The sequence below is a fragment of the Geoalkalibacter subterraneus genome (genome assembly GCF_000827125.1).
GTDB classification, from domain to species: Bacteria; Desulfobacterota; Desulfuromonadia; order Desulfuromonadales; family Geoalkalibacteraceae; genus Geoalkalibacter_A; species Geoalkalibacter_A subterraneus.
In genome coordinates this window covers 1,349,590-1,374,200 of record NZ_CP010311.1, presented here as the reverse complement: position 1 = coordinate 1,374,200, position 24,611 = coordinate 1,349,590, and the positions used below count along the sequence as shown (strand labels likewise).

Below are 24,611 nucleotides of genomic sequence, written 5' to 3'. Positions count from 1 at the left end.
GTATCAATCCTTATTGGTTATCTCCGCTGAAAGAATAAAGATGAGTTGCTTATATCAATCCAAGTGGCTCGTCTTTAGTTTTTCAAAAAATGAAATTTGGCGTCAGCTACATGGGAAGATTCGACCCGAGGGGGTACAAGAAATGCGTTGGAAAATCAATCAATAGATGGCCGATTTATCCTCAATTTCGTCCTTTCTTCGCAAGTATTCCTCTTTGTCAATCTGACCCCCCTCATAATCATCCTCCAGGTCATCAAGTGCTTGTTTGTTCTGGTATTCGTACGCAGCGCCGGCAGCGCCGGCGCCAACCGCAGTTCCCCCGATCGTCTCCTTGCTGCATCCGGAAAAGCAAAGAACAGTGGCGGCCGCGAGAAGAAAAAAAAGAAACGATTTGATCTGTCTTCCTCCTGCAAAAAAAACTTCATTCAGCGGTGGCAAAATAGGGTCGGACCTCCCTCCTGATCCAATCGAAAGCAAAACCGAGATTTCAGGCAGCCGAGGTTTCCCGATTTTCTGGTTCAACTGCGAGCCGCAACCCCATGGCATGAAGAATTGCGTTTAAACTTTTGATTTCGGGGTTTCCACGTGCTGACAGTGTGCGATAGAGGCTTTCGCGACTAAGTTGTGCTTTTTCCGCTAAAGCACTCATACCACCGCTGGCTTCGGCCACATTGCGTAGCGCCAGCAAAAATACGGCACGATCTCCATCTTCAATTGCAGCGTTAAGATAAGCCGCGGCTTCAACCGGATCTTTAAGCGCGTCGACCAGGTCGCGTTGGTATGCTGTAGTTTTAATCATGCGCCGATCTCCTTTGCTGGTCCCGCCAGAATTGTTTGGCTTTAGCGATATCCCTTTTTTGAGAGGACTTGTCTCCACCCAGTAGAATCAGAACAATGCGCCGCCCCTCGATACCGTAGTAAACGCGATAGCCAAGCCCAAAAGCGATCCGCAGTTCCTGGACGCCGCCACCAAGGGAACGGTGATCGCCCAAATTCCCCAGTCGGACCCGATCCAACCCCACACGTATTCGTGCCCTCCCCTGTACATCGCGTAAACTCTCAAGCCATTCCTTAAACGGTATGCTTCCGTCTTCGGTAACGTAATAGTCAATTTCATAAGGATAAGTTGACACAATTGTAGCCTATAAGTTACACACAGTCAAAATAGATCGTTTACCAGCAGAACACTTTTGTAGTCCGCTAACTGTATAGCCTCATCCTGCTTCACCTGCTTGCCGAACTCTCACCTGATCAACGTCAACTATTTTTCCCGGTCAGCGACAATTAAAATTCCCGTTTCGTGAGTGCTGCAGCAGTAGGCTGCTGAGCTTTCTTGCAGCCGCCTCCCACAGCTCTGCTAGGCATATTGCTGCTGAAGCTCTCTGGCCCTTTGCTGACTGTGCCCGATATCCGCTCTGGAGACATCGTACAGGTAAATCGTGTGGTCGAAGCCCGACTTGATAAGCAGCCCACCGTCCCAGTCGGTGATCATGGTGACGCTACCATTGCCGCGGCTGCTGAACCGCGTCGTGTTCTCAGGTGTGAACTTCCACCTCAAGCGTTTCCAGGCGGCCTTTCTGAGGATTATAGACTAAGCATTTCATGGGGTTTGCTCCTAAGGGGTATCTTGATGAGGCCCCGATTGAGCCCGGGCCTTCTGTGATTACTCCAAACGGTAACTGAGCATAGCCCCCTCCGCCCTTAAACATCTCATTTTATGGTCAAAATGGACCGTCTAAGGCCCTAAACAGTGCGCCACACAACAGATTTTCGATTTATTTTCAAATAGTTGGGTTGGTCCGACCCGATATGTAGCCATCCACGCCCCCGCACGGGGGGCGACGTTCGGCGAGCTCGATTTCGACCTGGTTGCGGGGTTTCAATCCACGCCCCCGCACGGGGGGCGACGCAACCTCGCGCCGGTCTTTCGCGATATCGGCGTTTCAATCCACGCCCCCGCACGGGGGGCGACGCCGAGATCGGTCAAGCTGGTCTCGAACTGGGTGTTTCAATCCACGCCCCCGCACGGGGGGCGACGCCCTTTTCCTTGAAAGGGTTTGTGGTCGTGGACGTTTCAATCCACGCCCCCGCACGGGGGGCGACGGCTTCGTCAACGGCGTTGGTGCAGATGATAATGTTTCAATCCACGCCCCCGCACGGGGGGCGACGCTCGCCTCAGCCGAGCAGATCATAAACGAGATGTTTCAATCCACGCCCCCGCACGGGGGGCGACGCAGCCCGCAGCCCCCACCGTCAACCTCGAGCAGGTTTCAATCCACGCCCCCGCACGGGGGGCGACGCTGCGCAACGACTACCCAAACAACGGCTTAGAGTTTCAATCCACGCCCCCGCACGGGGGGCGACGTTCGAGCTGTTCATCGAGGGTGTTTTGTCGGGCGTTTCAATCCACGCCCCCGCACGGGGGGCGACGACAGCAAAAACGAAGAAAGAACGGTTGTTTATAGTTTCAATCCACGCCCCCGCACGGGGGGCGACGCGTGGCCGACGACGTTGTTTTTAAGCAAGCGGCAGTTTCAATCCACGCCCCCGCACGGGGGGCGACCCTTTGTGGCCGAGATATTTGCGGCTGCGCTTGATGTTTCAATCCACGCCCCCGCACGGGGGGCGACCAAAAGCATAAAGCAAAGTGTTCCCGCCAAACAGTTTCAATCCACGCCCCCGCACGGGGGGCGACAAGGACGATGTTTGATTTCATCTATTTTACTATGTTTCAATCCACGCCCCCGCACGGGGGGCGACGGCCGGACCGTCATAAGTGGTTTGAGTCGTATCGGTTTCAATCCACGCCCCCGCACGGGGGGCGACATCATGCCAGAGCTGATAAACAGAGCGATAACGAGTTTCAATCCACGCCCCCGCACGGGGGGCGACAGAATTACTTTGCACGCCCTTCTGGCTGGTGCTTTTGTTTCAATCCACGCCCCCGCACGGGGGGCGACGATTTAAGGGGATGGGTTTTTGGCGACTTGTGTGTTTCAATCCACGCCCCCGCACGGGGGGCGACAGAGCATCGAGGCATATACCCTACACAACAGGGTTTCAATCCACGCCCCCGCACGGGGGGCGACGCTTTGGGAGAGTCTTTACGATTTAATTTATAGAAGTTTCAATCCACGCCCCCGCACGGGGGGCGACATAGGCAAGGCATAGCCTTGTAAGGGTAGGTGTTTGTTTCAATCCACGCCCCCGCACGGGGGGCGACAGGCCATCCCGAATGTTTCACAGCCCCCTTGCTATGTTTCAATCCACGCCCCCGCACGGGGGGCGACGCTAAGAGGCCATGCTAACAGCGGAGCAAATAGCGTTTCAATCCACGCCCCCGCACGGGGGGCGACATTTTTGGCACGCGAATTGCTTATTTATTATATAGTTTCAATCCACGCCCCCGCACGGGGGGCGACAAAGGCATAAAGCAAAGAATTACCACCGAACAGGTTTCAATCCACGCCCCCGCACGGGGGGCGACGCCCTAAAAAGTAAATGGATGCTAAAGGCAAGGTGTTTCAATCCACGCCCCCGCACGGGGGGCGACGATAAAATGGTAACGACGTTCCCCAGTAGCAGAGTTTCAATCCACGCCCCCGCACGGGGGGCGACGTCCAGGCATATAAGGGCCAGGGTAGGTGTTTAGTTTCAATCCACGCCCCCGCACGGGGGGCGACACTTTAACAACAAAAACCTACGCTGTAAAGATAGTTTCAATCCACGCCCCCGCACGGGGGGCGACGAATCAAACTGATTCTGATGACAAATCGGCTGATGTTTCAATCCACGCCCCCGCACGGGGGGCGACGCGCACTCTGAGTGCATTGCAACAAAAGATCAATGTTTCAATCCACGCCCCCGCACGGGGGGCGACATCCGCGCTTTACTTGCTCCCTCCTCCTCGGAAGTTTCAATCCACGCCCCCGCACGGGGGGCGACTTCCCCTCTGCCTTGAAGCAAAAGATAGGATGCTCGTTTCAATCCACGCCCCCGCACGGGGGGCGACACAAACAACCAAAAGGAGGAACACCCATGGACAGTTTCAATCCACGCCCCCGCACGGGGGGCGACGTCCGCGACTAAAACAGCCAGCCAGATCATGGGCGTTTCAATCCACGCCCCCGCACGGGGGGCGACGTCGGAACTATGAGGACGTAACCTACAACCTGCTGTTTCAATCCACGCCCCCGCACGGGGGGCGACAAGGGTAAATCATGCAATCCATCAAAGATCAACTGTTTCAATCCACGCCCCCGCACGGGGGGCGACGCTTTGCCGGGGATCTTTGTCAGCGCCTGATCTGGTTTCAATCCACGCCCCCGCACGGGGGGCGACGGCTCCTTATTACTGGTTGGCCGTCAACCAGGTGTTTCAATCCACGCCCCCGCACGGGGGGCGACGGAGACGGCATGCCGGCCTGTGACAGCTTCCACGTTTCAATCCACGCCCCCGCACGGGGGGCGACGGCCGGAACACGCCATCTGCCACAGCATCTGAGGTTTCAATCCACGCCCCCGCACGGGGGGCGACGCCGGACTGAGCATTATGCCTTGCTGTGCGAGATGTTTCAATCCACGCCCCCGCACGGGGGGCGACTCAAGTTCGCGCTCAAAGTCGGGACGCCTGTTTATGTTTCAATCCACGCCCCCGCACGGGGGGCGACCGTAGATAAAAGCGGCAACGAGATAGCCGACTACGTTTCAATCCACGCCCCCGCACGGGGGGCGACGATATTTCAGCCGCCACATAAGCTGGTGGGACTTTGTTTCAATCCACGCCCCCGCACGGGGGGCGACCTTGCTCCCTCCTCCTCACTATTAACAATTTCCTGTTTCAATCCACGCCCCCGCACGGGGGGCGACGCGACCAAGCGTCGGAAAGTCTGCGTTGATGATGTTTCAATCCACGCCCCCGCACGGGGGGCGACGACCTTCTCGCCGGTCTCTACATCGTAAAGACCGGTTTCAATCCACGCCCCCGCACGGGGGGCGACGTCTGTATAAGCGACCTCTTGCGGTTCACCCATGTTTCAATCCACGCCCCCGCACGGGGGGCGACAGCTTCCGCGATTGAAAACGCTTTGCTCACGGCGTTTCAATCCACGCCCCCGCACGGGGGGCGACTGTCCTGCTGCAACTTACTGTTTTTGAATCTCTTTAAATCCAAATTCCGCGAACCTACTTATTTCAGCTTGAAAGTTTGACATATCGAATTCTAAAAGTTCGAAAAGCTACCAAAAATCAGGCTATGCGAACCCCCTGGGTAATCTGAAACCGCTTGGGGTTCGCTAAAGTATTAGAGGGCCCTCTTGGTCTATTGCGACCTTTGCCCCAATATGTTCGACCCGTTTCCGCCAATTCGCTCCCAGGAAATAAAATCTGAGGCTGTCCTGCGCATCATCGATAGCCCGAATAAGCTGCTGGCGTAACACGACCCATTGCGCTGGATCGACGATGCACTCAAACACAGAATATTGAACCCGCTGGCCGTGATTGGTACAAATCCGGGCCACCTTGCGCAACCGCTTGGCGCCTGCTGAATCGGTTGTCGCTACGTCATAACTTACAAGCACCATCATTGTTATCTCCACAGATACGGCGGATATTCGTCAAGATCCCCGCGCAGATAACGACTGAGCAGTTGCGCCTGAGCGAACATCAACATGCCGAGGGGTAGCTTTTCCTTGAGAAAGGGATGCTCAATTTCGACCTGCTTCCGTTTCTGGTACTCAGTCAGCAGCGTCTTGCGTGTCTCGTCATCCATGACCACTGCGCCGGACTCCAACACCCGAAAGCCCTTCTTCCTGGCCTGCCCGAGATTGATAAGCGACAAGGCCAGACGATCCGCCAGAACCGGGCGAAATTCCTCCATCAGATCGAGCGCCAGACTCAAGCGCCCAGGGCGGTCACGGTGCAGAAAGCCCACAGCGGGATCGAGCCCGACGGTTTCAAGGGCCGAGCGCGCATCGTGATAAAGAAGCGAGTAGAGAAAAGACAGCAGACAGTTGACCCGATCCAGGGGCGGCCTGCGGTTACGTCCGGCAAAAACAAAGTCCGCTTTCTGAGCCACGATCAAATCGTTGAAATGCCCGAAATAGTCATTGGCCGCCTGTCCTTCGATGCCGCGAATGTTGTCCAGGGCAGTCTCATTCACCAATCCGCGAGATACCCGTGAAAAAACCTGGAGAGTTTTATCGATGCCATCAGCATTAACCTTGCCGCCATGATCGCGCATTGCCCGCGCCATGACGGTGCGACAATTGAGAATTTTGCCGAGTACGAACATACGCGCCAACCTCGCCGACGCCGCCAGATCATCGGCCTGGCGATACTGTTGGCGGCGCAACAGGACGTTGCCTGCCACCGGGCCCTGCACCCTGGCGAGGAAGCGCCCATAGCCGGTCATGAAGCTGACCGCAACCCCATTCTCAGCGCAATGGCCAAGCAAAAAGGGACTGCATGTCACTTGCCCGAAACACACGATGGAACTGAGAGTGTGAATGGGCAGGCGCAGCCGCGTTTCGCGTTCGATATTGACAACGACAGTTTCGCCCTCTTTATTCAGATAGGCGCCCTGAGTCGTCACATACAGGGTGTTGAGCATCTTTCTCATCGATCCCCCTGAGCATTCCCGCCAGATATTTCCGAACCGACCGTGCGTCCGTACAACTCTTCGGCAGGCATGCGGACATGAGTGAACATTGATCGCATTTCTTCGCATATTCCGCTTTGGGCGTCACACCCGTGCGAAACAGTTCATGCACCTGAGAAACCGTTTCTTCCGCCAAGTGCCTGAGTTGGCCGTCAAAAAAGACGGCGTGGCGGCGTTTGTTCCGGCCATAGAACAAAGCACCCTCCATAATCGCCACGCCCAGCATCTCTTCGAGACAAAGCGCCTGGGCGCAGAGTTGCACCTCGTCGCAGCGGTTGGCTTTGGGCCTGCCACGTTTGTATTCGACCGGAAAAACCTTGCCGTCCTCATGGAATTCAACAACATCGGCCTGCCCGCTCAAGCCCAGCCGCGCGGAGCGAATCGGCAGGGTGCGTACAGTGCGTACACAACCTTTCGCTCCTTTTTCCCGGCTATCGGCACGCTCATGCAAAATGCGCCCTTCGGCGGTGTGGAGGTTCTCGGCCCAGATCTGCTCAATATGAATCAGAGCGCACTGGCGCGGGCAATACTGGTAGTGCTGCAACGCGGACAGCATGACGTAATCGGCTTCGGCATACATGCAAAACCCTCCGAAATGCCCACCCTGTATCGACGTCGCACAGCGCAGGCGCAGCAAGTCACTGATACTTGCCAAGTTTATCCAGCAGGGCGTCCCGCATGCGCGGTTTGTCCTCGGGGTAAAGCGAAACCAGTCGTTTGCCCTGCTGCTGGTAAAGCTGCTGTTTTTTGAGCATGCCGATCTTGTAATCGGCGGTGTCCATGCCCCAATACTCGATATACACATCGAACTCCGGCAGATAAAAATCGGGACGGATGGCATAGCCGTCAAGGATGCGGAATCGCTCGTCGTAGCGGTAACGAATGCGTTCAGCATGCAATACCTCACAGATCAGCCGCTCTCCGTCGGACTGCACCCAGGTCCCGTCCTTGGCGCGAATGTTTTTCTGTAATTGCACCTTGGTCTCGAAATTGCGCCGCTCGAGAAAAACCTCGTCGAAACAATAGTTGCAGAACGGCCGCTGAAATGCCTTATGGCTACGGGTGTACTCGTCCGCTTCAAGCTTGACTCCGCAGCGCCGGCAGCAGTGTACCGCTTGTCTCTCTACGATCCGACTCGCTTCCTCAATGATTTCGATGGCCAGTTTGGCGCCATTGTTGTTGTACTCTTTTTCCACCGGACTAATGGCCATGTCACGTAAATCCGCCAAGGCGCACTTCGCCTCGGCGCCATAGGCACTGAGCGCTTTGGCCGCATATTGACGCACCTGCGGGGAACCATCCTGCAACAGCGGCTGCAAGGCCGCCACGGCGACTTTGGCTTCGGCCAGTCCCGCCAGTTTGCCGATGGCAGACGCCGCCAACCGCCGCACGTTGGCGGCGGGTGAGCGCGTCAAATCAATCAGTTCCGGCAAGGCGGCCGAGTCGCCGGAATTGCCCAGCACAACCGCTCGCTCGCGGAAGTGTTTTTCCAGTTTTTGGTCCATGAATATTCCCAAGGCATAAGCTACCCGTGACGAATTGTCACGGATTGCATTCCCTCAGGGAGAGGGACAGCCTGTCCCCTCCCTTCCCATAAACAATGAATACAGCGATGATGCTTCATCGCTTGGCACAACCAGGGCACAAAGGCAAAACCGCCCTAGTGTTGCCTAAAGAGGTTTGAGTATTTCTACCCCGGTGGGCGCTGCACCGACGGTTACATCGAAATCCGTGAACGATCGGGCAGGCCCCTGCGACCCTGCGGCGCGCTCGACGCGTATCAGGTCGAACAACTTGTGCGCGGGGGCGTTGCCCAGTTTGTCTCGGTGCTTGAATACAAAAAGCTTGCGGCTGCTCATCACGCCCCGCGCCGCCGAGCGATCGTGTTCAAACATGTTGATGAGCGCATCCCAGAGAAGTTCCAGATCGTCTTCGCTGAAGCCGGTCTTTTGCGCCAGGGGCGCGGACACAAAACCCTGCGCGACATAGAGCCCGTAAGGAACGATGTGCTTGCGGCCCATGGTGCGCTCTTTTTCAAGGTCTTTTTCGTTGGTGACGGCCATGCGGGTGATGCTGATTTCCTGAGGCACGATGGGCTCAACACTCTTGGCAAACGCCAACTGCACCGGGCCGCGCACCTGACCGCAGTTGACTTCGGTGGTCATCACCGCGCCGAAGCTACGGATATCGAAAAAATTGGCGCACATCCAGCCGGTCACCTTCTGCGCGTCCTCAAGTTTCTTGGGCAGTTTTTTGGTTTCGGCCTTCAGGTCGAAAGCTTTATAGGCCAATTGGTTGGTCTGATTGAGCACTGCTTTTTCCTGCACGTAAATGTTGTAGCCTTCGGCGCCGTCCCGGGCCAGAGCCACATGGTTGCGGATCTTGCGCTTCAGGCAGACATCGGTCACCAGCCCATGGCCGGTTTCCGGGTCGATGCGCGGCATGTTGCCGGCGTCGGGGTCGCCGTTGGGGTTGCCGTTTTGCACATCGAAGAGCAGCACGAATTCGTAGCGATTGGCGATAGCGGTCATGGTTTATCCCTCCTGATTTTTCTTAGTGAAAAAGTCTTTGCGCTGATGATAGTAGCCGATCATGAATTGCCCCTGCTCAACGGCGGCCAGGGTTTTGGGGAAGTCGGCGATCTCGGCGAGAATGTCCTGGGTCAGGCTGTCGAAATGAAACGCCCTGCCCCTTCTCTCGGGGTCTTTGCGCAGCTTTGCGACATGATTGGCCGCGCTTTTCAGCAGCACGTGGAAAACAAGGCCCGGCGTGGCCGAAGCCGAGGCCAGATAACGGTCTTTGATGGTGGCACCAGCGCCGGGAACGGCTTCTTCCTGGGATTTTTCCAGGACGGCAAACAAGCGCCCCAGCAGGTAGGGCAGATCTTTCTTTTCGAGATCAAGGGACACGGGCACCTCCATGTGATGATTGCGCATCAGAAAAGCCTTGAGCAAAGCGGCGCGAAAATAGGTAACGCCATGCTCGGCACGAATACGATCCAAGACGACCGGCAGGAGACTGTGCGGATAAGGGCCGCCGGTGAGCATGGCTTTGGTCATGCCCCCCGCCAGGACCGGCGAGACGTTTTCGCTTTTCCCCTGGGCGGCGGTCTGGCACAGCAGCCGCCACAGGGGCGCAAACTCGGGCTCGCTGTCAAATTGCCGCACCAGTCTCAATTGCTGAAAGTGCCTGCCGATGCGCTCCAGCAAGGCCCCCAGGTTGTTCGCCTCCCAAAAGCGCACGGATAGGCGCGCAGCATTGGGCGCCAGCCCGAGAATATAGAACTGCACGGATTCATCGAGGTCCGGCAAGATGTCGACAGCGCGGCGCCCTTCGCGGATGGCATGCAGCAAACCGTGGATCTTCCCGGCGGTTTGCGGATCATCCAGGCTTTCAGTTGTATCTTTGTTTTCTGTAGAAGGTTCAATCAGGTCGGCGAGGAAATCCTCCGCCGGGCTGGCGCGCTGCGCCCAGAACACCAGGGTGGTATCACCGATATGCACCTTGCGCCGGCTTTTCCCCGCAAGCAGGGCATTGAGCGCCGTGGTGTAGGCAAAGGCCGAGGATTCCGCCACCGATGCCTTGTCCTGCCCGTAGGAAACGAAGGCGGGCTTATTGAAAGACACGATATATCCGCCCGAAGTTTGCCCGCCGCGCACCCCCTTGATGGGCGTATGAACACGCGCCAAGGGCGTATCAGCTTCACCGGAAATCAGGCACTGAACAAGTTCTCCGGCCTCTTTTTCCTGGTTGTATTTGATCCAGGCCTTTTGCACGGGCGGGCGATTGTGGATAAAGCCGGGGGCGCCGTCCAGGCGAAACACGAAATTGGCGTTGGCGGCTTCTTCCCAGGGCACAAAACGGCTGATGGTGGTTTGTGCCTCGTCACAGTGCCAGGCATCCAGAAATCTGAAAACGGCCGAGAGCCCGGGATCATCCACCGCCGCACCGACCTGCCGCAGAAAGCCCTTGAAGGCCGCGAAGCGCTCCCGATTCTTTTCTGTAGCGCCTTCGCCATCGGAGCCAAAGACATAACTCGACTTATCCCAGAGAAAATTAGGTTTGACCCCCGAAGTCCGTGTCACCGCTGCCGGGACGGGCATTTTACGGGCGCGCAGGTTGCGCCCGTCCTGCTCACGAAGATCTTCCACGTCTTTGAGGCTACCGTCCTCACCCAGAACCAGGGCAAAGGAAATGCCCTCGATGCTGGTTCCCAAAGGCGGCATTTCTGAATCGGGTTCCGACGCCATGCGTTCGTAATAGCTGTTCAAAGCTTGCAAAATCATGTGCGCACCTCCGTCGAACCGGGTGCGGGCGTACTGATGATACCGTCTTCCATGACCGCCCGGAAAAACAGCGGCGTCATGTTGTCGGTAAAATCCAGATCAAGCAGCATATAGCCCAAATCCCTGGATTTCCCGACATAGGGCGAAGGCGGCACCTCGCCGTCCAACAACTCGAAATAAGCCGGGAACTCCCGGCAGCCAAGGCAGGGCTGATGAAAAAACTGCCCGTTGGCAGCGCGGCGATTGAAAATGGCCAGATGCTTTCCTTCGTTGTCGTCCGGGCCCGCCTTGTCGGTGAGTTCAAAATGGGCTTCGACGACGTACTCGACATCGCGCAGCAGAGTCGAGGCGCGCTGCTGGCGATTGTCGCCGTCGTCCACAAGAAAGTACAGCCGCTTGCCTTCGCGCATGGCTGTTGCCGGATTGGGCTTGGGGATTTTCGAACTGACCTCGTTGCGCCGCACGTTGTCGAACTTGATGGGGCGCAGCACATGGATGCGATCCACCACCCAGCGAATGGCCGGCTTCCAGTGAATCGCCTCCAGAATGCCGCGCGCCGCCGAAGGGGTCATCACATCGTAGGAGACGCGTTCGACCTTCATTTCCGGGCGTGTGAAACAGGCATAATCCCCCCAGACTTTTAACTTTACGCCATAGGCCATGATTCCTCCTTTTCTCCTTATTCAACCAAGTTACAGAATCAACTCCCGTGGTTCCCGCACTTCGCTGCCATCAACGCATAACCCCACGTCTTCGCTGTACGCCGAGTCATTGCACAGCAGCGGGAAATCCCTGAGGACCATCTCCAGGGCGCCTGCGCCTTGCAATGCCGCGAACTCCCTGGAGCGCACCGCGACCGTGTATTGCTGCAATTTTCTCAGGGTGGCGCGCGGATAGGGGGTGTGGCGCAATTCGTGGACAAGCTCACGCGCCTCGGCGTCCAGGGCGACGATGACGCCGACGGTGTCCTCCTCGATGAACCGGAAGGCCTGGGCCGCTTCGCGGAAAGGCAGAATCAGTTCGCCGGTCAGTTGCTTTGGATTGAGCAAATCCATAATCTGCTTTTTGTCCGGATCTTCCACATCGTAGAGCAGTTCGAAATAACGGTGCATGGCCTCAAGCCCCAAGGGATCAGCCTCCGGCAAGGCGCGCAGGGTTTCGGCGGCGCGCGACGCGCAACGCCTGATCCAGGGCATGCGCGGGGGATTTTCGGCTTCGAAGACAAACACCTTGCCTTTCTCCGGAAGCCGTCCCTCGCGGTTGCAGCGTCCTGCCGCCTGGGCAATGGAATCCAGACCGGCCATGGCGCGATAAACGACCGGAAAATCGAGATCGACTCCCGCTTCGACAAGAGAGGTGGCCACCAGGCGACAGGCTTTTTTCTCCCTGAGGCGGGTGCGGATTTCTTCAAGGATACGTCGCCGATGAATGGGATACATGTTAGTCGAGAGATGGAAGGTGCCTTCTTCTCCAGACTGACGGACTTTCTCGAAGAGAGTGCGCGCCTGTTTCTTGGTGGAGACGATGCACAGCACCTGGCGTTCGGCGTCAACGCGCGCGGCGAGATCCTTATCGGAGACTTTCCCGATCAGATGCACCTGCGTGCGCCGCAGGTTTTGATAGAGCCCTTGGGGGTCATCCACGATTTCCTGAACGCGCGGCAACGCCATGCGCAGGCTGCCGTCGTCGAGCGCCGGTTGGGTCGCCGTGCACAGAACCACGGAACAACCGTACCGTTCGACCAGTTCGCGCAGCGCGGCAAGGCAGGGTTCAAGGTAGTCGGTGGGAATCGCCTGGGCCTCATCGAGCACGATGACGCTGCCGGCGATGTTGTGCAGCTTGCGGCAGCGCGATGACTTGTTGCTGAACAGCGATTCGAAGAATTGCACGTTGGTGGTCACGACAAGCGGGGCATCCCAGTTTTCACTGGCCAACCCGCGGCGGCGGTTGTAGGCGCTTTCTTCCGGATCATCGCTTTCCTTGTAATTACAGTGGTGCTCCAGAACATAGTCAGAGCCCAGTGCCGCCTTAAATTCCCTGGCGTTCTGCTCGATGATGGAGGTGAAGGGAATGGCATAGATGACGCGACGCAGACCATGGACAACCGCATGATCCAGGGCGAAGGCCAAGGAGGAAAAGGTTTTGCCCCCGCCGGTGGGCACGGTCAGGGAGAAAAACCCCTGGGGTTGGCCGGCTTTTTGCCGACATTGGGAGAGGATGGCGCGGCGCAGGTCGTTGACGGGGGTGGGGACAGCCGTGCGGGCTTTGTCGGCAAGAAATTCCGCCAGGCTTCGCTGCAAATGTTTGAACAGATCCCCATCTGCCTCGGGGGCACGCTGCCGGGCTTTTTCCGGCGCGCAGAAGGCTTCGGTGTCGAGAAAATCGGCATCGACCAGGCAGGAAAAAATCATCCGCGTGAAAAATGCCAGGCTGAACGCCTTACGCTCGGCGGGAAGCTTGAAGGGCGGAAGAAGATCGCCGCGCAGGTCGACGTCCGGCAGCAGTTCTACGTCGGGTGGCATCTTGGCGTGCTTCAACCGAAAATGCAGTTTGCCTTCCTGCCCACCGCCGTCGGGGAGGCCACCGTGATGTCCGGCAACGACGTAGGACAGGAGGACTCCGAGGCGACCCAGCCGATCCCGGGCCAATTGCGCTCCGAAGGTGGAATGATCGACCCGTGCTGAATTACCTTCCAGCCGCGCGGTGAAACGGGGCGTGGCCTTTCCGGCATCGTGCAGTAAACCCGCCAGCCGCCCCCATTGCCCGGCGCTGAAGACCGCCGCAAAACGTTCGGCCAGCGCGGCCGTGTTATTCAAATGATCGGGTAGCTTTTGCCATTCTGATTTGTCGGGATTGTCAGATGAATGGGCATAGTAATGATGCATAATCCCCTCTCTCAGAACATCATATTTCACCTTCGGATTTCTTCTATGAAGAAATTACCTCATAGCAACGTGACACAATAAGTCTCACAACCCAATTCTTTCTTCCCACCCTACTCCACCATATACAAGAAAACAATCAGGGAATCCCTTATTTTGCCCTTCGAAAAACCTTAGATGAGCCTAGGGAGATCATTAAAAAAAGGAGAGCTCCTTATATCAAAGTAAGTATCCCCCAGTCAAACTGGGGGCTTTAAGCGATTGCTAGCCCCTCAAAGGGGCTTTAACGCAATCGCAAAGTCAAAAACTTAGAACCGTAATGACGGGGTGAACCATACTCCCGCAAATGTCAAACTTTTAGGGTCCCCCGGCAAAGCCAGGGGGTTTCCTGTGATACTAAGCGGCTCGCCTTTATTTCAGAAATGAATTTTTGGGATTGACTCGGCCGGTTTACGCGTACCACTTGCGGATGCGTTCGGCCATGCCCGCAGCGTCGATGCCGTGGCGTTGGCGCAGCTGCTGCTGGGTCCCCTGCTCGACAAATTCGTCGGGCAGGCCGATGCACAGGGTGCGGACGGAATCGACCTGTTCCTGTTCGAACAGTTCGAGTACGGCGGAGCCGAAGCCGCCCTGCAGGACGTTTTCTTCGGCAGTGATGACGCGGCCGGTGCGCCGCGCTTCTTCGAGCATCAGGTCGCGGTCGAGGGGTTTGAGGAACACGGCGTCCACGACGGCCAGTTCCAGCCCTTCGCCGGCAAGAGCTTCAGCGGCTTTGAGCGCTTCGCCGACCATGGTGCCGATGGCGAAGATCACGCCGTCTTTGCCGTCACGCAGCTTCTCGCCGCGGCCGATGGGCGCGGGGGTAATTTCGGTGGGCTGAGGCAGGCCCTCGGATTCGCCGCGGGGATAGCGGTAGGCGAAGGGGCCGTCGTGCTGCAGCGCCGTGGCCATGGTGCGCTGCAGGGCGACTTCGTCGCGCGGCACCATGAAAACCAGGTTGGGGATGTGGCGCAGATAGGAATAATCGAACACCCCGTGGTGGGTAGGGCCGTCGGCGCCGACCAGCCCGCCGCGATCCATGGCAAATGTCACCGGTAGATTCTGCAGGCAGACGTCGTGCAGGACGTTGTCGTAGGCGCGTTGCAGGAAGGTGGAGTAAATCGCCACCACCGGCCGCATGCCGCGGCAGGCAAGCCCTGCGGCGAAGGTAACCGCATGCTGCTCGGCAATGCCGACATCGAAGAAACGCTCGGGGAATCGCTCGGCAAAGGCTTTCAGGCCGGTGCCTTCGAGCATGGCGGCTGTGATCGCTACCAGGCGCTTATCCTCTTGCGCCATCTTCACCAGAGTCTCGCCGAAGATCGATGTATAGCTGGGCGCGGCACCGGCTTTTTTATGCACAACTCCGGTCTGGGCATCATAGGGGCCAACGCCGTGAAACGTGGCTGGATCGGACTCGGCGGCGGCAAAACCCTTGCCCTTGCGGGTGAGCACATGTACCAGCACGGGACCGTTGAGTCTTTTGACATTACGCAGGGTTTCTTCGAGTTCCTCGAGGTTGTGCCCGTCGATGGGACCGATGTAATCGAAGCCGAAAGCCTCGAACAGCATGCCGGGGGTGAGAAATCCTTTGAGGGAGTCTTCCGCGCGCTTGGCCAGGCTGAGCAGATCGCGGCCGAACCCGGGCAGATGGGTGAGAAAATTCTCGGTCTCCTTCTTGAACTTGATGAACAGGTCGGAGGTCATTTTGCGGCTCAGAAAGGAGGACACCGCCCCGACATTGGGAGATATCGACATCTCGTTGTCGTTGAGGATGAGGATGAAATCCTTCTTGAGGTGCCCGGCCTGGTTGAGCCCTTCGAAGGCCAATCCGCCGGTGAGGGAGCCGTCGCCGATCACCGCCACCACCTTCTCCCTGCCGCCTGTGGCATCGCGTGCGCAGGCCATGCCGAGAGCTGCGGAGATAGAGGTGCTGGCATGGCCAACGTCGAAGCAGTCGTACTCGCTTTCGTCGCGCTTGGGAAAACCGCTGAGGCCGTCGACCTGACGCAGCGAGCAGAATTTCGCCTTGCGGCCGGTGATCAGCTTGTGAGTGTAGGCCTGATGCCCGACGTCCCATACGATGCGGTCGCTTGGAGTATCAAAGGCTCGATGCAGGGCGAGGGTCAGCTCAATGACGCCGAGGTTGCTGGAGAGATGCCCTCCGTTTTTGGCGACCGTCTCGATAACAAACCGTCGGATCTCCTCTGCCAGGGCAGGGAGCTGCTCTTTGGGGAGCTTGCGCAGATCGGCTGGTGAGTGGATTTGTTCAAGCAGATTCATATCGGATTCCACTATACTGTTTAAGGCCTGGGTTCTCAGGTCTCACGTTCGATGATATAGGAGGCGATGGCGCGCAGTGGTTCGGCGGCCTCGCCCAAAGGCTCAATCGCCTGGTGCGCGACATTGACCAGGTCGCGCGCCCGGGAGCGGCTGGCGTCAAGCCCGATCAGGGCCGGATAAGTGTTTTTGCCGCGCGCGTGGTCGCGGCCGGCGCTTTTGCCCAGGGCCTGGCTGTCGCCGACCACGTCGAGAATGTCGTCGGCAACCTGGAAGGCCAGCCCCACCGCGCCGCCGTAGCGTTTTAACGCATCAAAAGTCTTTTCATCGGCGCCGCCGATCAGGGCGCCACTTTGAATGGCCGCCAGAATCAGGGCACCGGTCTTGTGGGTGTGGATATATTCGAGGGTCGGGAAATCAATCTCCTTCCCTTCCGATTCCATATCCACCACCTGTCCGCCCACCATCCCCATGGAACCGGCGCAGCGGGCGATGGTGCTGCAGACCCGCAACAGAACCTCGGGTGGTACATCAGAATTGATCCTGGCGTCGCTGAGCAGAATGAAAGCTTCGGTCAGCAGGGCATCGCCGGCCAGGATGGCGGTCGCCTCGCCATAAACCTTGTGGTTGGTCGGGCGCCCACGGCGGAAATCGTCGTCGTCCATGGCGGGCAGATCGTCATGAATCAGCGAATAGGTATGGATCATTTCCATGGCGCAGGCCGCCGGAAGCGCATTCTTTTCATTGCCGCCCACCGCCGCGCAGGCCGCGAGCATCAGCACCGGGCGCACCCGCTTTCCGCCGGCCATGACCGAATAGCGCATGGCCTGGTGCAATTTGGCGGGCATGGTGTCGGGCGCCGGCAGATAGCGCATGATCGCCTCATCCACCAGCGCGGCCTTTTGCTTGAGATAAGCCTTGAGATCCACGAATCCTCCCTCAGTCTTGTCCATTTTCATCGTCGAAGTGCAACGCGGCGGTTTCAATCTTTCCGTCGCTTTTCTTCAGCAGCTGCTCGACCCGTGTCTGCATGGAATCAAGCGCAGTGCGGCACTGCCGAGCCGAACGAACGCCGTCTTCGAAGCAGCGCAGCGATTCTTCCAGGGAAAGCTCGCCGCTTTCAAGTTTTGTGACGGCATCCTCCAGCTGCTTGAGAGCTTTTTCGAAATCGGGGTCCTGCATAGTGAGCGTCTCCTTGCACAAAGCCCGAACAGAAACGGGACTTTTGGGGCAAATAGAGATTATTGACACCCTGACCGGGTCGGGTCAAGATTTTTTGCGAGTGCGTCAATGACTGGTTTCAAGGAAAACGGACAGGGAACGCACTCAGGGTTCCACCTCCGTCACCCGGGCCTGCAGATGTCCCTGTTTCAACCGGATATGCAGGGGATCGCCGAGCGCCACCGCCTCGGCACGGCGGACCGCCTCGCCGCTCTCGCTGTGCATCACGATGGCATAGCCGCGCTTGAGGACGCCGAGGGGGCTCAAGGCGTCCAGGCGTCCGGTCAATGCGCCAAGTTTCTCGTGCCGGGTCGCGACTTCTCTGACCATCTGCTTCTGCAGGCGCTGTTCGAGTTCATCGATTCGACCGCGGCACTGCTGCAGATCTTCGATGGGCGAACGCAGACGCCGGGCCAGCCCTTCGACCCTCTCCTCCAGCAGGTTCAAACGGGAACGCATCTGGGAGGCAAGGCGCATGGACAGGTGATCGAGGTGACCTTCAAGTTCAAGGCGGCTCTTGGCCACCATTTCAGCAGCGGCGCTGGGAGTGGGCGCACGCAGGTCGGCCACCAGGTCCGCGATGGTGACATCGGTCTCATGGCCGACGGCGCTGATGACGGGAATGTGCGAGGCATAAATGGCACGGGCCACCTCCTCCTCGTTGAAGGCCCACAGATCCTCAAGGCTACCGCCGCCCCGGCCGACGATAAGGACGTCGGCCTCGCCCTGCCGATTGAGGTCGGCGATGCCGGAGGCAATGTCGGCCGCAGCTCCCCTGCCCTGCACCTGGGCCGGCCGCAGAATGATCCTCACGCCGGTCAGGCGGCGGCGCAGCACATTGAGGATGTCGTGAATCGCTGCACCGGAGGCAGATGTTACCACCCCGATGCAGCGCGGGAAGCCCGGCAGGGGGCGCTTGCGCTCCGGCGCAAACAACCCTTCGCTCTCCAATCGTTCTTTGAGCTGCGCAAAGGCCACCTGCAGGCCGCCGAGCCCCTTGGGCTCCATGGTTTCGACGACCATCTGCAACTCGCCGCGCGGCTCGTAAAGACTGATGCGCCCGCCGCAGATGACCTGCATGCCGTTTTCAGGCACGAAGCGCAGAAGGCGGTTGTAGGGACGAAACATCACGGAACGCAGCTGTGCCTTGTCATCTTTCAGTGTGAAATAGGCGTGGCCTGAGGGCGGGCGGGCATAGTTGGAAATTTCGCCTTCGACCAGCACCTGGACAAAATTATCCTCAACGGTTTCGCGCAGCAGTGCCACCAGACGCGCGACAGAAAGCAATGGCAGGGATTCAGACATGGGCAAACCTGAAAAAGTACGGTGAAGTACGGAGGAAACAGGGCGATCCGGGCGACAGGCCGTTGACACACGGCGGCGAATGGCCCAAGATAGCCGGCGAAATACCTGCTCTGAACGGGAGTTCGCAGGAAACCTCAAGTTCGTTCTACAAGGAGACGCTGCATGACCGGCCCTTACGTGGTCACCATTTCCAGCGAGAAAGGCGGGGTCGGAAAAACGACCTTGGCCACCAATCTGGCCATCTACCTCAAGGCCATCGACGAAGATCTGCCGGTGACGCTGCTGAGCTTCGACAACCACTTCAGCGTCGACCGCATGTTCCGCATCGGCCGGGGGCGGGAGCGTGCCACGGTCCGTGATCTTCTCACAGGTGACCACGGCGTTGAAGATCTGATCGAACTGGGGCAGTACGGCGTCTGCTTCATCCCCTCCTGGCGCGATACGGAAACCTTGCGCGGCAGCGTACACAGCGTCGCCGATCTGGCCCTGGGGCTGGCGGGCGCCAGCCTGAGCGGGGTTGTCATCGTCGACACCCGCCCTGATCTGGATATCCTGACCCGCAATGCCCTGTTCGCCGCCGACCGGGTCATCGTGCCGGTCAAAGACGCCCCCTCGCTGGAGAACTGCCGCAATCTGTACGATTTTTTCGATCAGCAGGGTCTCTCGCGCCGTCCGCTTCGCATCCTTCCCTGCCTGGTCGATTCGCGCATCCGCTTCGATGGGCCGTTCAAAAACACCCAGGAACTGCTGCGCGCTTACGCCATCAACCGAGGTTATCGCTGCCTGGATGGTTTTATTTCCAAGAGTCCCAAGGTCGAGTCTCTCAACACCAACCCGGAAGGGAAAATCCATCCCGTCCTGAGCTACGGTCGCAACACCGAGGTGCATCAGCAGTTTATCCACCTGGCCAGCCAGGTGTTCGACGATATGCACAAAACGCCCCGGCGACGCATCGCGTCAATCATCGCTCAGCTCGAAGCTGAAAGAGAGAGCTTGAAGAACGCCGATGAGCAGGCAGCTGAAAACTTTACGGACGATTCTGAATCAGACGCGCTGCCTTCCCAATCCGCTACCTGAAAACACCTCATGACATCGGACCGCTCCTTGTCAGGATCGCGGCAGCGACCTTACCAGATGCGACATGGGAACCACCTTGACGCCTGCGGCGGCGAAAGACTCCTGTTCGCGCCGTAGCGCTTCCATCGTTTCCGGATAGGGGTGACAGATTCCTACCGCCTCTCCTTCTCGCAACGCCAGGCTGATCAGCTTGCGGATCTGCTGGCGGACTTTTTCCACATCAGCATCATTATCCAGAAAAAGGCTGCGACGCCCGAAAGGCACACCGCGATCCGCGGCCAAGCGACGGGTGACCGAACCGTTGGTGGTCAGGCTGTCGACAAAAAAGAGGTTATGCCGGGCCAGCTCATCGAGCACCACCCGCATCCCCTCCTCATGCTGGGTAAAGCGCGACCCCATGTGATTGTTGCCGCCGACGGCATGGGGTACCTGCTGAAGATAGGAAGCCATGCGCGCCCGGATCTGCTCGGCGGACAAGCTGATCAGCAGGGCGTTTCGTCCCGGATTGGGTTGAGGATAGCCGATCGGCTCCATGGGCAGGTGCAGCATCACCTCGCGCCCCTGTGCATGAGCCAGTCGCGCTGTCTCAGTTGAAGATTCGGTTTCCGGCAGAACGGCAAACGTCACCTCGAGGTCGATGGCCAGCAGCTCCCGAGTGCTGAAGGTGTCATTGCCCATATCATCCATGATGATGGCCACCCGCGGGCCCTGCTCAACGTTCTCCAAAGGCGGCGGGGAGGGAGGCGTTACGAACAGCAGTTCGAACTGCCACCTGTCCTCCGCCCTGGCAACGAGATGCCCGGTTTGCGGACGGTTGAGCCGCCACTGTCCCGGACTGGCGCCCAGCACGGCTTCGAGATGGGTGAATTCCTCCTGCGACAAATCCTCGTTCAGAATCCGATAGGCGACGCTGTCAGTGCTGCGCGTACGTTCGACAGAGGGGCCATCGACGATCTCATCCATGGCCTGCTCGAAAATGGTGCGGGCCTGCTCGAAACCGAGTTTTTCAACCTCGGTGGATGCAACGGGAACAGGGTCGGCGTCCCCCGGGTCAAAAACCTTGCGTGCTTTTTGCAGAAGCGCCACTGCGGCCACAAGGAAAATCACAACGCACAGCAGCGCCACCCAGATCTTGAGTTCCCCTGCTGTGACCTTAGGGTTCCTGCTTCGGGGTGACTTTCCGCCAGAAGCGGCGGGCGTCGTCTTCTGCGGCGCTTTCTTTGCCGCCTTCTGGGCCGCTTTCTTCGCCGTTTTCTTGGGCGGGGTCTTGGGCGGGGTCTTGCCGGAGGACGCCTTGCTCGGCGCTTTCTTTTTAGCGGGTGCCATAAAACCTGCGAAAAGGGGGGTCAAGCCCCCCTTCGAAAAAAGGTTGTTATCCTGATTCAGGCGGCCTGCCGATCAAGGTTTTTAAGAATACGCCACCCTTTGAGAAGATCAAGAGCACGCATCAACTGATAATCTTTGCGCGACTCTTCATCCAATTCAAAATCAGCGGTTTTACCGTTATCTTCCGTAGATGATTCGAAGTGCTTGGCGAGATCCTCCTCCCGGAACGCAAACCCTTCGGCCTTTTCCGTCAGGGTGGCGGAGCGCACTTCAATATCCGGCTGAATGCCCTGGGCCTGGATCGAGCGACCCGAGGGGGTATAGTAACGGGCCGTGGTCAAACGCAGGCCTGAGTCATCGCCAAGCGGGATGATTGTCTGCACCGACCCTTTGCCGAAGCTCGGCGTCCCCATCACAATGCCGCGCTTGTGATCCTGCAGGGCGCCGGCCACGATCTCCGAGGCGCTGGCACTGCCGCCGTTGATCAGCACAACCAGCGGGTAATCGGCCTCGGACCCGTTGCCCCGCGCGCTGAACCGCAAATGGCTGTTCTGGTCGCGCCCCTCGGTATAAACGATCAACCCCTCGGAGAGAAAGACATCAGACACCGCTACGGCCTGATCGAGAAGGCCGCCCGGGTTGTTGCGCAAATCGAGAATCAACCCGGCCAGACCATCGGGATTTTCCTTGTGAATCTGCTTCAGTGCGGCACGCAGGTCGTCGGCGGTACGCTCCTGAAACTGGACAAGGCGGATATAACCGTACCCGTCTTCAAGGGTGCGGGCCTTGACGCTACGGACCTTGATAATTTCGCGGGTCAGGGTGAATTCCTTCGGCTTGTCGAACTCTTCCCGCATGACGGAGATGGTAATGTCGGTGCCGGGCTTGCCGCGCATCAGTTTGACCGCGTCCATAATGGTCATGTTTTTGGTCATCCGGTCTTCAATTTTAACGATCTCGTCTCCAGCCTGCAGACCGGCGCGGAAGGCCGGGGTATCCTCAATCGGCGAGACGATGGTGAGGATGCCGTTGCGGATGGTGATCTCGATGCCGAGTCCGCCGAATTCACCGCGGGTATCGATCTTCATTTCCTGGTACATATCCGGCGGCAGAAAGGAGCTGTGAGGATCAAGGGAAGCCAGCATGCCATTGATGGCACCGTAGATCAGATCCTTCAGCGGCACCTCTTCGACATAGCTTTTGCGCACCAGCGCCAGGACATCGGTGAAAAGATCCAGCTCCTGATATTCCTTCGTACTGTCGGCCTGCGCACAGCGGCTGAAATTTCCAAAGGAAAATCCACCGAGAAGCACAACCGCCAGAATGATGAGCAAACCTGAGGAACGTTTACGTGGGGGCATCAAATGACCTCCGATCAAGCGTTGAGAAATGGCGAACCCGGTTTATTCGCATAAACCGGGTGGATAGAAGCGGAACAACGGTGCGGCGACAGGAAAAATTTACCTTTTACGTAGCCATGGACCGGGATCCTGGGGAGTTCCTCCCTTACGGATTTCGAAATAGATCCCATTGCTGCCTGGCAGCCCGGAGAAGCCGATGGTTTCACCGCGCGCGACCACGTCGTCGACCCCTTTGGTCAACCGGGCATTCTGGGCATACAGGGTATAATAACTGTTGCCATGATCGAGGATCAGCAGATTGCCGTACCCCTTGAACCAGTTGGCGTAGATGACGCGACCATCGGCCACCGCTTTAACGGGTTGAGCTGAATCGATGGCAATTTCGATGCCGTGACTGTCGAAGGTGGTGCCGAGCTGCGGGTGCTTCTGCTGCCCGAAACCGTAGGTGACCCGGCCCTCCACCGGCCAGGGCAAATGCCCTTTAAGATCAACGAAATTGCCGCTGTCAGTATACGCCCGGGCCTGCTGCGATTCAAGTTTTTTGACCAGTTCCGACAATCCCCTGGCCTGATCCTTGAGTTCATCCAGTTGGCTGCTGAGCGCTTTTTGCTCCTGGCGGGCGGCAGAAAGAAGCTGCTCCTGCAATCGCGCCGCATCCCGAGCGGTATCGCGGTTCTGCCGTGTTGCATTAAGCACCTGCTGCTGCTCATCGCGCAAAGCGAGCAGGCGTGAACGTACCTGTTCCAGCTCACGCACATCTGCGCGAAACTGCTCCAGCAGTTCGCGGTCATATTCAAGAATGCGCGCCATGTAATCGTACTGTTCGGCCTGACGGGCCGGAGACTGGGGAGAGAAGATCAGGCTCAAGGGGCCGCTTTCCCCTTCCTTGTACAAAACCACCAGCCGCTGCTCAACCTTGGCGCGTAAATCCTCGATGCGCCTCTGCGCTTCATCAGCCTGACGTTGGTTGTCCTTGATGCGTCGGGCCAGATCCTCCCGCGAACGCTCCAGCTCGCCCAGTTGCCGGTTGAGTCGTTCCAGATCGTCGCGCACGGCTTCAAGCTGCCGCCGCAGAGAGCCTGAATGAGATTTTATCTGTTCGAGATCGGAGCGGGTGGATTTGATGCGCTCCTGAATGCGCTCCAGCGTTTGACGCGTCTCAGCCAGGTCCTGCGCCTGGCCGAAAACCGAGAGGGAAGTCAGAAAAACAAAGCAAAGAATGATGAAGATGCGCAGGTAAAGGGGCATAACTTCAGATCCGCACGAACTTGCGCAGCGCGCCGAGGCTGCCGCCGATGCCAAGCAGCAATCCCAGCAGAATCAAACCCACCAGATAAGCGGAGGGGAGAAAAACCACCTGCTGCCCCCCTGCCGCAAGAAGGACGGTCTGAAGCCCCTGTTGCAGAAAAAGGGCAAAAACCAGGTACACCCCGGTCAATGCCAGCAGGCCACCTGCCACCCCCTGCACCGCCCCCTCGATAATGAAAGGGATCTTGATGAATAAAGGAGTCGCGCCGACCAGGGCCATGATTTCAAGCTCTTCCCGCCGCGCGAACAGGGTCAGGCGAATGGTGTTGGAGACAATGAACAGCGCGGCAAAAAGCAGAAAGCCCCCAAGGATGACGCCAACCAGCCTCACCAGGGACATGAATGATTCGAACTTGGCCAGCCATTCGTGACCGTAGCGCAGGTCGGAGAGACCGGCCTGCTGCTTGAGGCTTGCCACAAGCTGATCCACGCCTTGGCGGTCCCGTAGATCGGGGCTTAGCGAAATCTCCAGCGAAGCCGGGAGAATTTCGGGGTCCACGCCGTCAAGAAGCTCCGCATGGGGGCCTAGGCGTTCGCGAAAACGCTCGAAAGCCTGAGCCCGCGTCACCAGGTTGACCCGATCCACCTCGGGCATGGCCTCGATCTGGGCGATCCGTTTTTGCAGCACCTCGGTTTCGGGCACCTCGTCGAGATAGGCAATGACTTCAACCTCCTCCCCCCAACGGGAGGTCAGCTTCTCGACGTTGAAAACGATAATGGCGAAAAAACCGACGATCGCAAGCGCCAGCGCAGTGGTGGCCACTGCAGCGATGCAGAGAAAAGGGCTCTGGCGCATGTTGCGCACCGCGCGGCGGATAAAATAACGAAAAGTGTCCACAGTCTCTACTCTCTCCAACCAGCCCTGCGCC

Annotated in this window: 21 protein-coding genes and 1 CRISPR repeat array; of the genes, 1 reads left to right on the top strand and 20 read right to left on the bottom strand. The window is 58.2% G+C overall.

Features of this window, described 5'->3' with window-relative positions; all coding sequences use genetic code 11:
- Nucleotides 1-159: 159 nt before the first annotated feature.
- From GSUB_RS06215 to xseA, 16 genes are all read right to left on the bottom strand, one after another.
- Entirely contained in the window at nt 160-522 is a 363-nt protein-coding gene (locus tag GSUB_RS06215; protein WP_144401963.1) for an SHOCT domain-containing protein, read from the bottom strand.
- Nucleotides 488-799, bottom strand: coding sequence for an addiction module antidote protein (locus GSUB_RS06210; protein WP_040199770.1), 312 nt, complete (start codon nt 797-799; stop codon nt 488-490). Before GSUB_RS06210 ends, GSUB_RS06215 begins: the two co-directional genes overlap by 35 nt.
- A complete protein-coding gene (locus tag GSUB_RS06205) occupies nt 792-1,133 on the bottom strand; it encodes a type II toxin-antitoxin system RelE/ParE family toxin (protein WP_040199768.1) in 342 nt (113 codons plus the stop codon). Before GSUB_RS06205 ends, GSUB_RS06210 begins: the two co-directional genes overlap by 8 nt.
- A gap of 224 nt (nt 1,134-1,357) precedes the next feature.
- A complete protein-coding gene (locus GSUB_RS06200; RefSeq protein WP_235269915.1) occupies nt 1,358-1,558 on the bottom strand; it encodes a hypothetical protein in 201 nt (66 codons plus the stop codon).
- A 253-nt stretch (nt 1,559-1,811) separates the two neighbouring features.
- Nucleotides 1,812-5,129: a CRISPR direct-repeat array (repeat unit 32 nt; unit sequence GTTTCAATCCACGCCCCCGCACGGGGGGCGAC).
- Nucleotides 5,130-5,293: 164 nt separating this feature from the next.
- Entirely contained in the window at nt 5,294-5,584 is a 291-nt protein-coding gene (gene cas2 / locus GSUB_RS06195) for a CRISPR-associated endonuclease Cas2 (protein WP_040199767.1), read from the bottom strand.
- Nucleotides 5,585-5,586: 2 nt separating this feature from the next.
- Nucleotides 5,587-6,618 (bottom strand): type I-C CRISPR-associated endonuclease Cas1c, encoded by a 1,032-nt coding sequence (gene cas1c, locus GSUB_RS06190; protein ID WP_040199765.1) that lies wholly within the window; start codon nt 6,616-6,618, stop codon nt 5,587-5,589.
- Nucleotides 6,563-7,237: a CRISPR-associated protein Cas4 gene (gene cas4 / locus GSUB_RS06185; RefSeq protein ID WP_052464646.1), complete on the bottom strand. Its 675-nt coding sequence runs from the start codon at nt 7,235-7,237 to the stop codon at nt 6,563-6,565. The genes cas1c and cas4 overlap by 56 nt, the downstream gene beginning before the upstream one ends.
- A 58-nt stretch (nt 7,238-7,295) precedes the next feature.
- The gene (locus GSUB_RS06180) at nt 7,296-8,162 is read right to left on the bottom strand and encodes a HEAT repeat domain-containing protein (protein ID WP_040199764.1); all 867 of its coding nucleotides are present in this window, start codon (nt 8,160-8,162) and stop codon (nt 7,296-7,298) included.
- A gap of 165 nt (nt 8,163-8,327) precedes the next feature.
- Nucleotides 8,328-9,188, bottom strand: a complete 861-nt coding sequence (gene cas7c / locus GSUB_RS06175; protein WP_040199762.1) for a type I-C CRISPR-associated protein Cas7/Csd2 — start codon at nt 9,186-9,188, stop codon at nt 8,328-8,330.
- Nucleotides 9,189-9,191: 3 nt separating this feature from the next.
- Nucleotides 9,192-10,943 (bottom strand): type I-C CRISPR-associated protein Cas8c/Csd1, encoded by a 1,752-nt coding sequence (cas8c, locus tag GSUB_RS06170; protein ID WP_040199761.1) that lies wholly within the window; start codon nt 10,941-10,943, stop codon nt 9,192-9,194.
- Complete coding sequence (gene cas5c / locus GSUB_RS06165) at nt 10,940-11,605, bottom strand: type I-C CRISPR-associated protein Cas5c (RefSeq protein ID WP_040199759.1); 666 nt, start codon at nt 11,603-11,605, stop codon at nt 10,940-10,942. The genes cas8c and cas5c overlap by 4 nt, the downstream gene beginning before the upstream one ends.
- Nucleotides 11,606-11,635: 30 nt before the next feature.
- Nucleotides 11,636-13,828: a CRISPR-associated helicase/endonuclease Cas3 gene (locus GSUB_RS06160; protein ID WP_040199758.1), complete on the bottom strand. Its 2,193-nt coding sequence runs from the start codon at nt 13,826-13,828 to the stop codon at nt 11,636-11,638.
- Between the two features lie 447 nt (nt 13,829-14,275).
- Nucleotides 14,276-16,147, bottom strand: a complete 1,872-nt coding sequence (gene dxs, locus GSUB_RS06155; protein ID WP_040199757.1) for a 1-deoxy-D-xylulose-5-phosphate synthase — start codon at nt 16,145-16,147, stop codon at nt 14,276-14,278.
- Between the two features lie 35 nt (nt 16,148-16,182).
- Complete coding sequence (locus GSUB_RS06150; RefSeq protein WP_040202178.1) at nt 16,183-17,073, bottom strand: polyprenyl synthetase family protein; 891 nt, start codon at nt 17,071-17,073, stop codon at nt 16,183-16,185.
- A gap of 10 nt (nt 17,074-17,083) precedes the next feature.
- Nucleotides 17,084-17,326: an exodeoxyribonuclease VII small subunit gene (xseB, locus tag GSUB_RS06145; protein WP_040199755.1), complete on the bottom strand. Its 243-nt coding sequence runs from the start codon at nt 17,324-17,326 to the stop codon at nt 17,084-17,086.
- A gap of 144 nt (nt 17,327-17,470) precedes the next feature.
- Nucleotides 17,471-18,670 carry an exodeoxyribonuclease VII large subunit gene (gene xseA, locus GSUB_RS06140; RefSeq protein WP_040199754.1) on the bottom strand — a complete coding sequence of 400 codons (1,200 nt, stop codon included), beginning with the start codon at nt 18,668-18,670 and terminating at the stop codon, nt 17,471-17,473.
- A 162-nt stretch (nt 18,671-18,832) separates the two neighbouring features.
- Between xseA and GSUB_RS06135 the strand changes: the two genes are divergently transcribed.
- Nucleotides 18,833-19,747, top strand: a complete 915-nt coding sequence (locus GSUB_RS06135; RefSeq protein WP_052464645.1) for a ParA family protein — start codon at nt 18,833-18,835, stop codon at nt 19,745-19,747.
- Between the two features lie 30 nt (nt 19,748-19,777).
- On the opposite strand, the gene GSUB_RS17950 is transcribed toward GSUB_RS06135, so the two are convergent.
- The 4 genes from GSUB_RS17950 to ftsX all read right to left on the bottom strand — a co-directional run bounded on the left by GSUB_RS17950 (nt 19,778) and on the right by ftsX (nt 24,580).
- On the bottom strand, nt 19,778-21,073 hold the full coding sequence (locus GSUB_RS17950; protein WP_144401962.1) for a divergent polysaccharide deacetylase family protein: 1,296 nt from the start codon (nt 21,071-21,073) through the stop codon (nt 19,778-19,780).
- A 56-nt stretch (nt 21,074-21,129) separates the two neighbouring features.
- Nucleotides 21,130-22,434 (bottom strand): S41 family peptidase, encoded by a 1,305-nt coding sequence (locus GSUB_RS06120; protein ID WP_040199752.1) that lies wholly within the window; start codon nt 22,432-22,434, stop codon nt 21,130-21,132.
- A gap of 99 nt (nt 22,435-22,533) precedes the next feature.
- The gene (locus tag GSUB_RS06115) at nt 22,534-23,682 is read right to left on the bottom strand and encodes a murein hydrolase activator EnvC family protein (protein WP_040199751.1); all 1,149 of its coding nucleotides are present in this window, start codon (nt 23,680-23,682) and stop codon (nt 22,534-22,536) included.
- Nucleotides 23,683-23,686: 4 nt separating this feature from the next.
- A complete protein-coding gene (gene ftsX / locus GSUB_RS06110) occupies nt 23,687-24,580 on the bottom strand; it encodes a permease-like cell division protein FtsX (protein ID WP_235269914.1) in 894 nt (297 codons plus the stop codon).
- Nucleotides 24,581-24,611 lie beyond the last annotated feature (31 nt).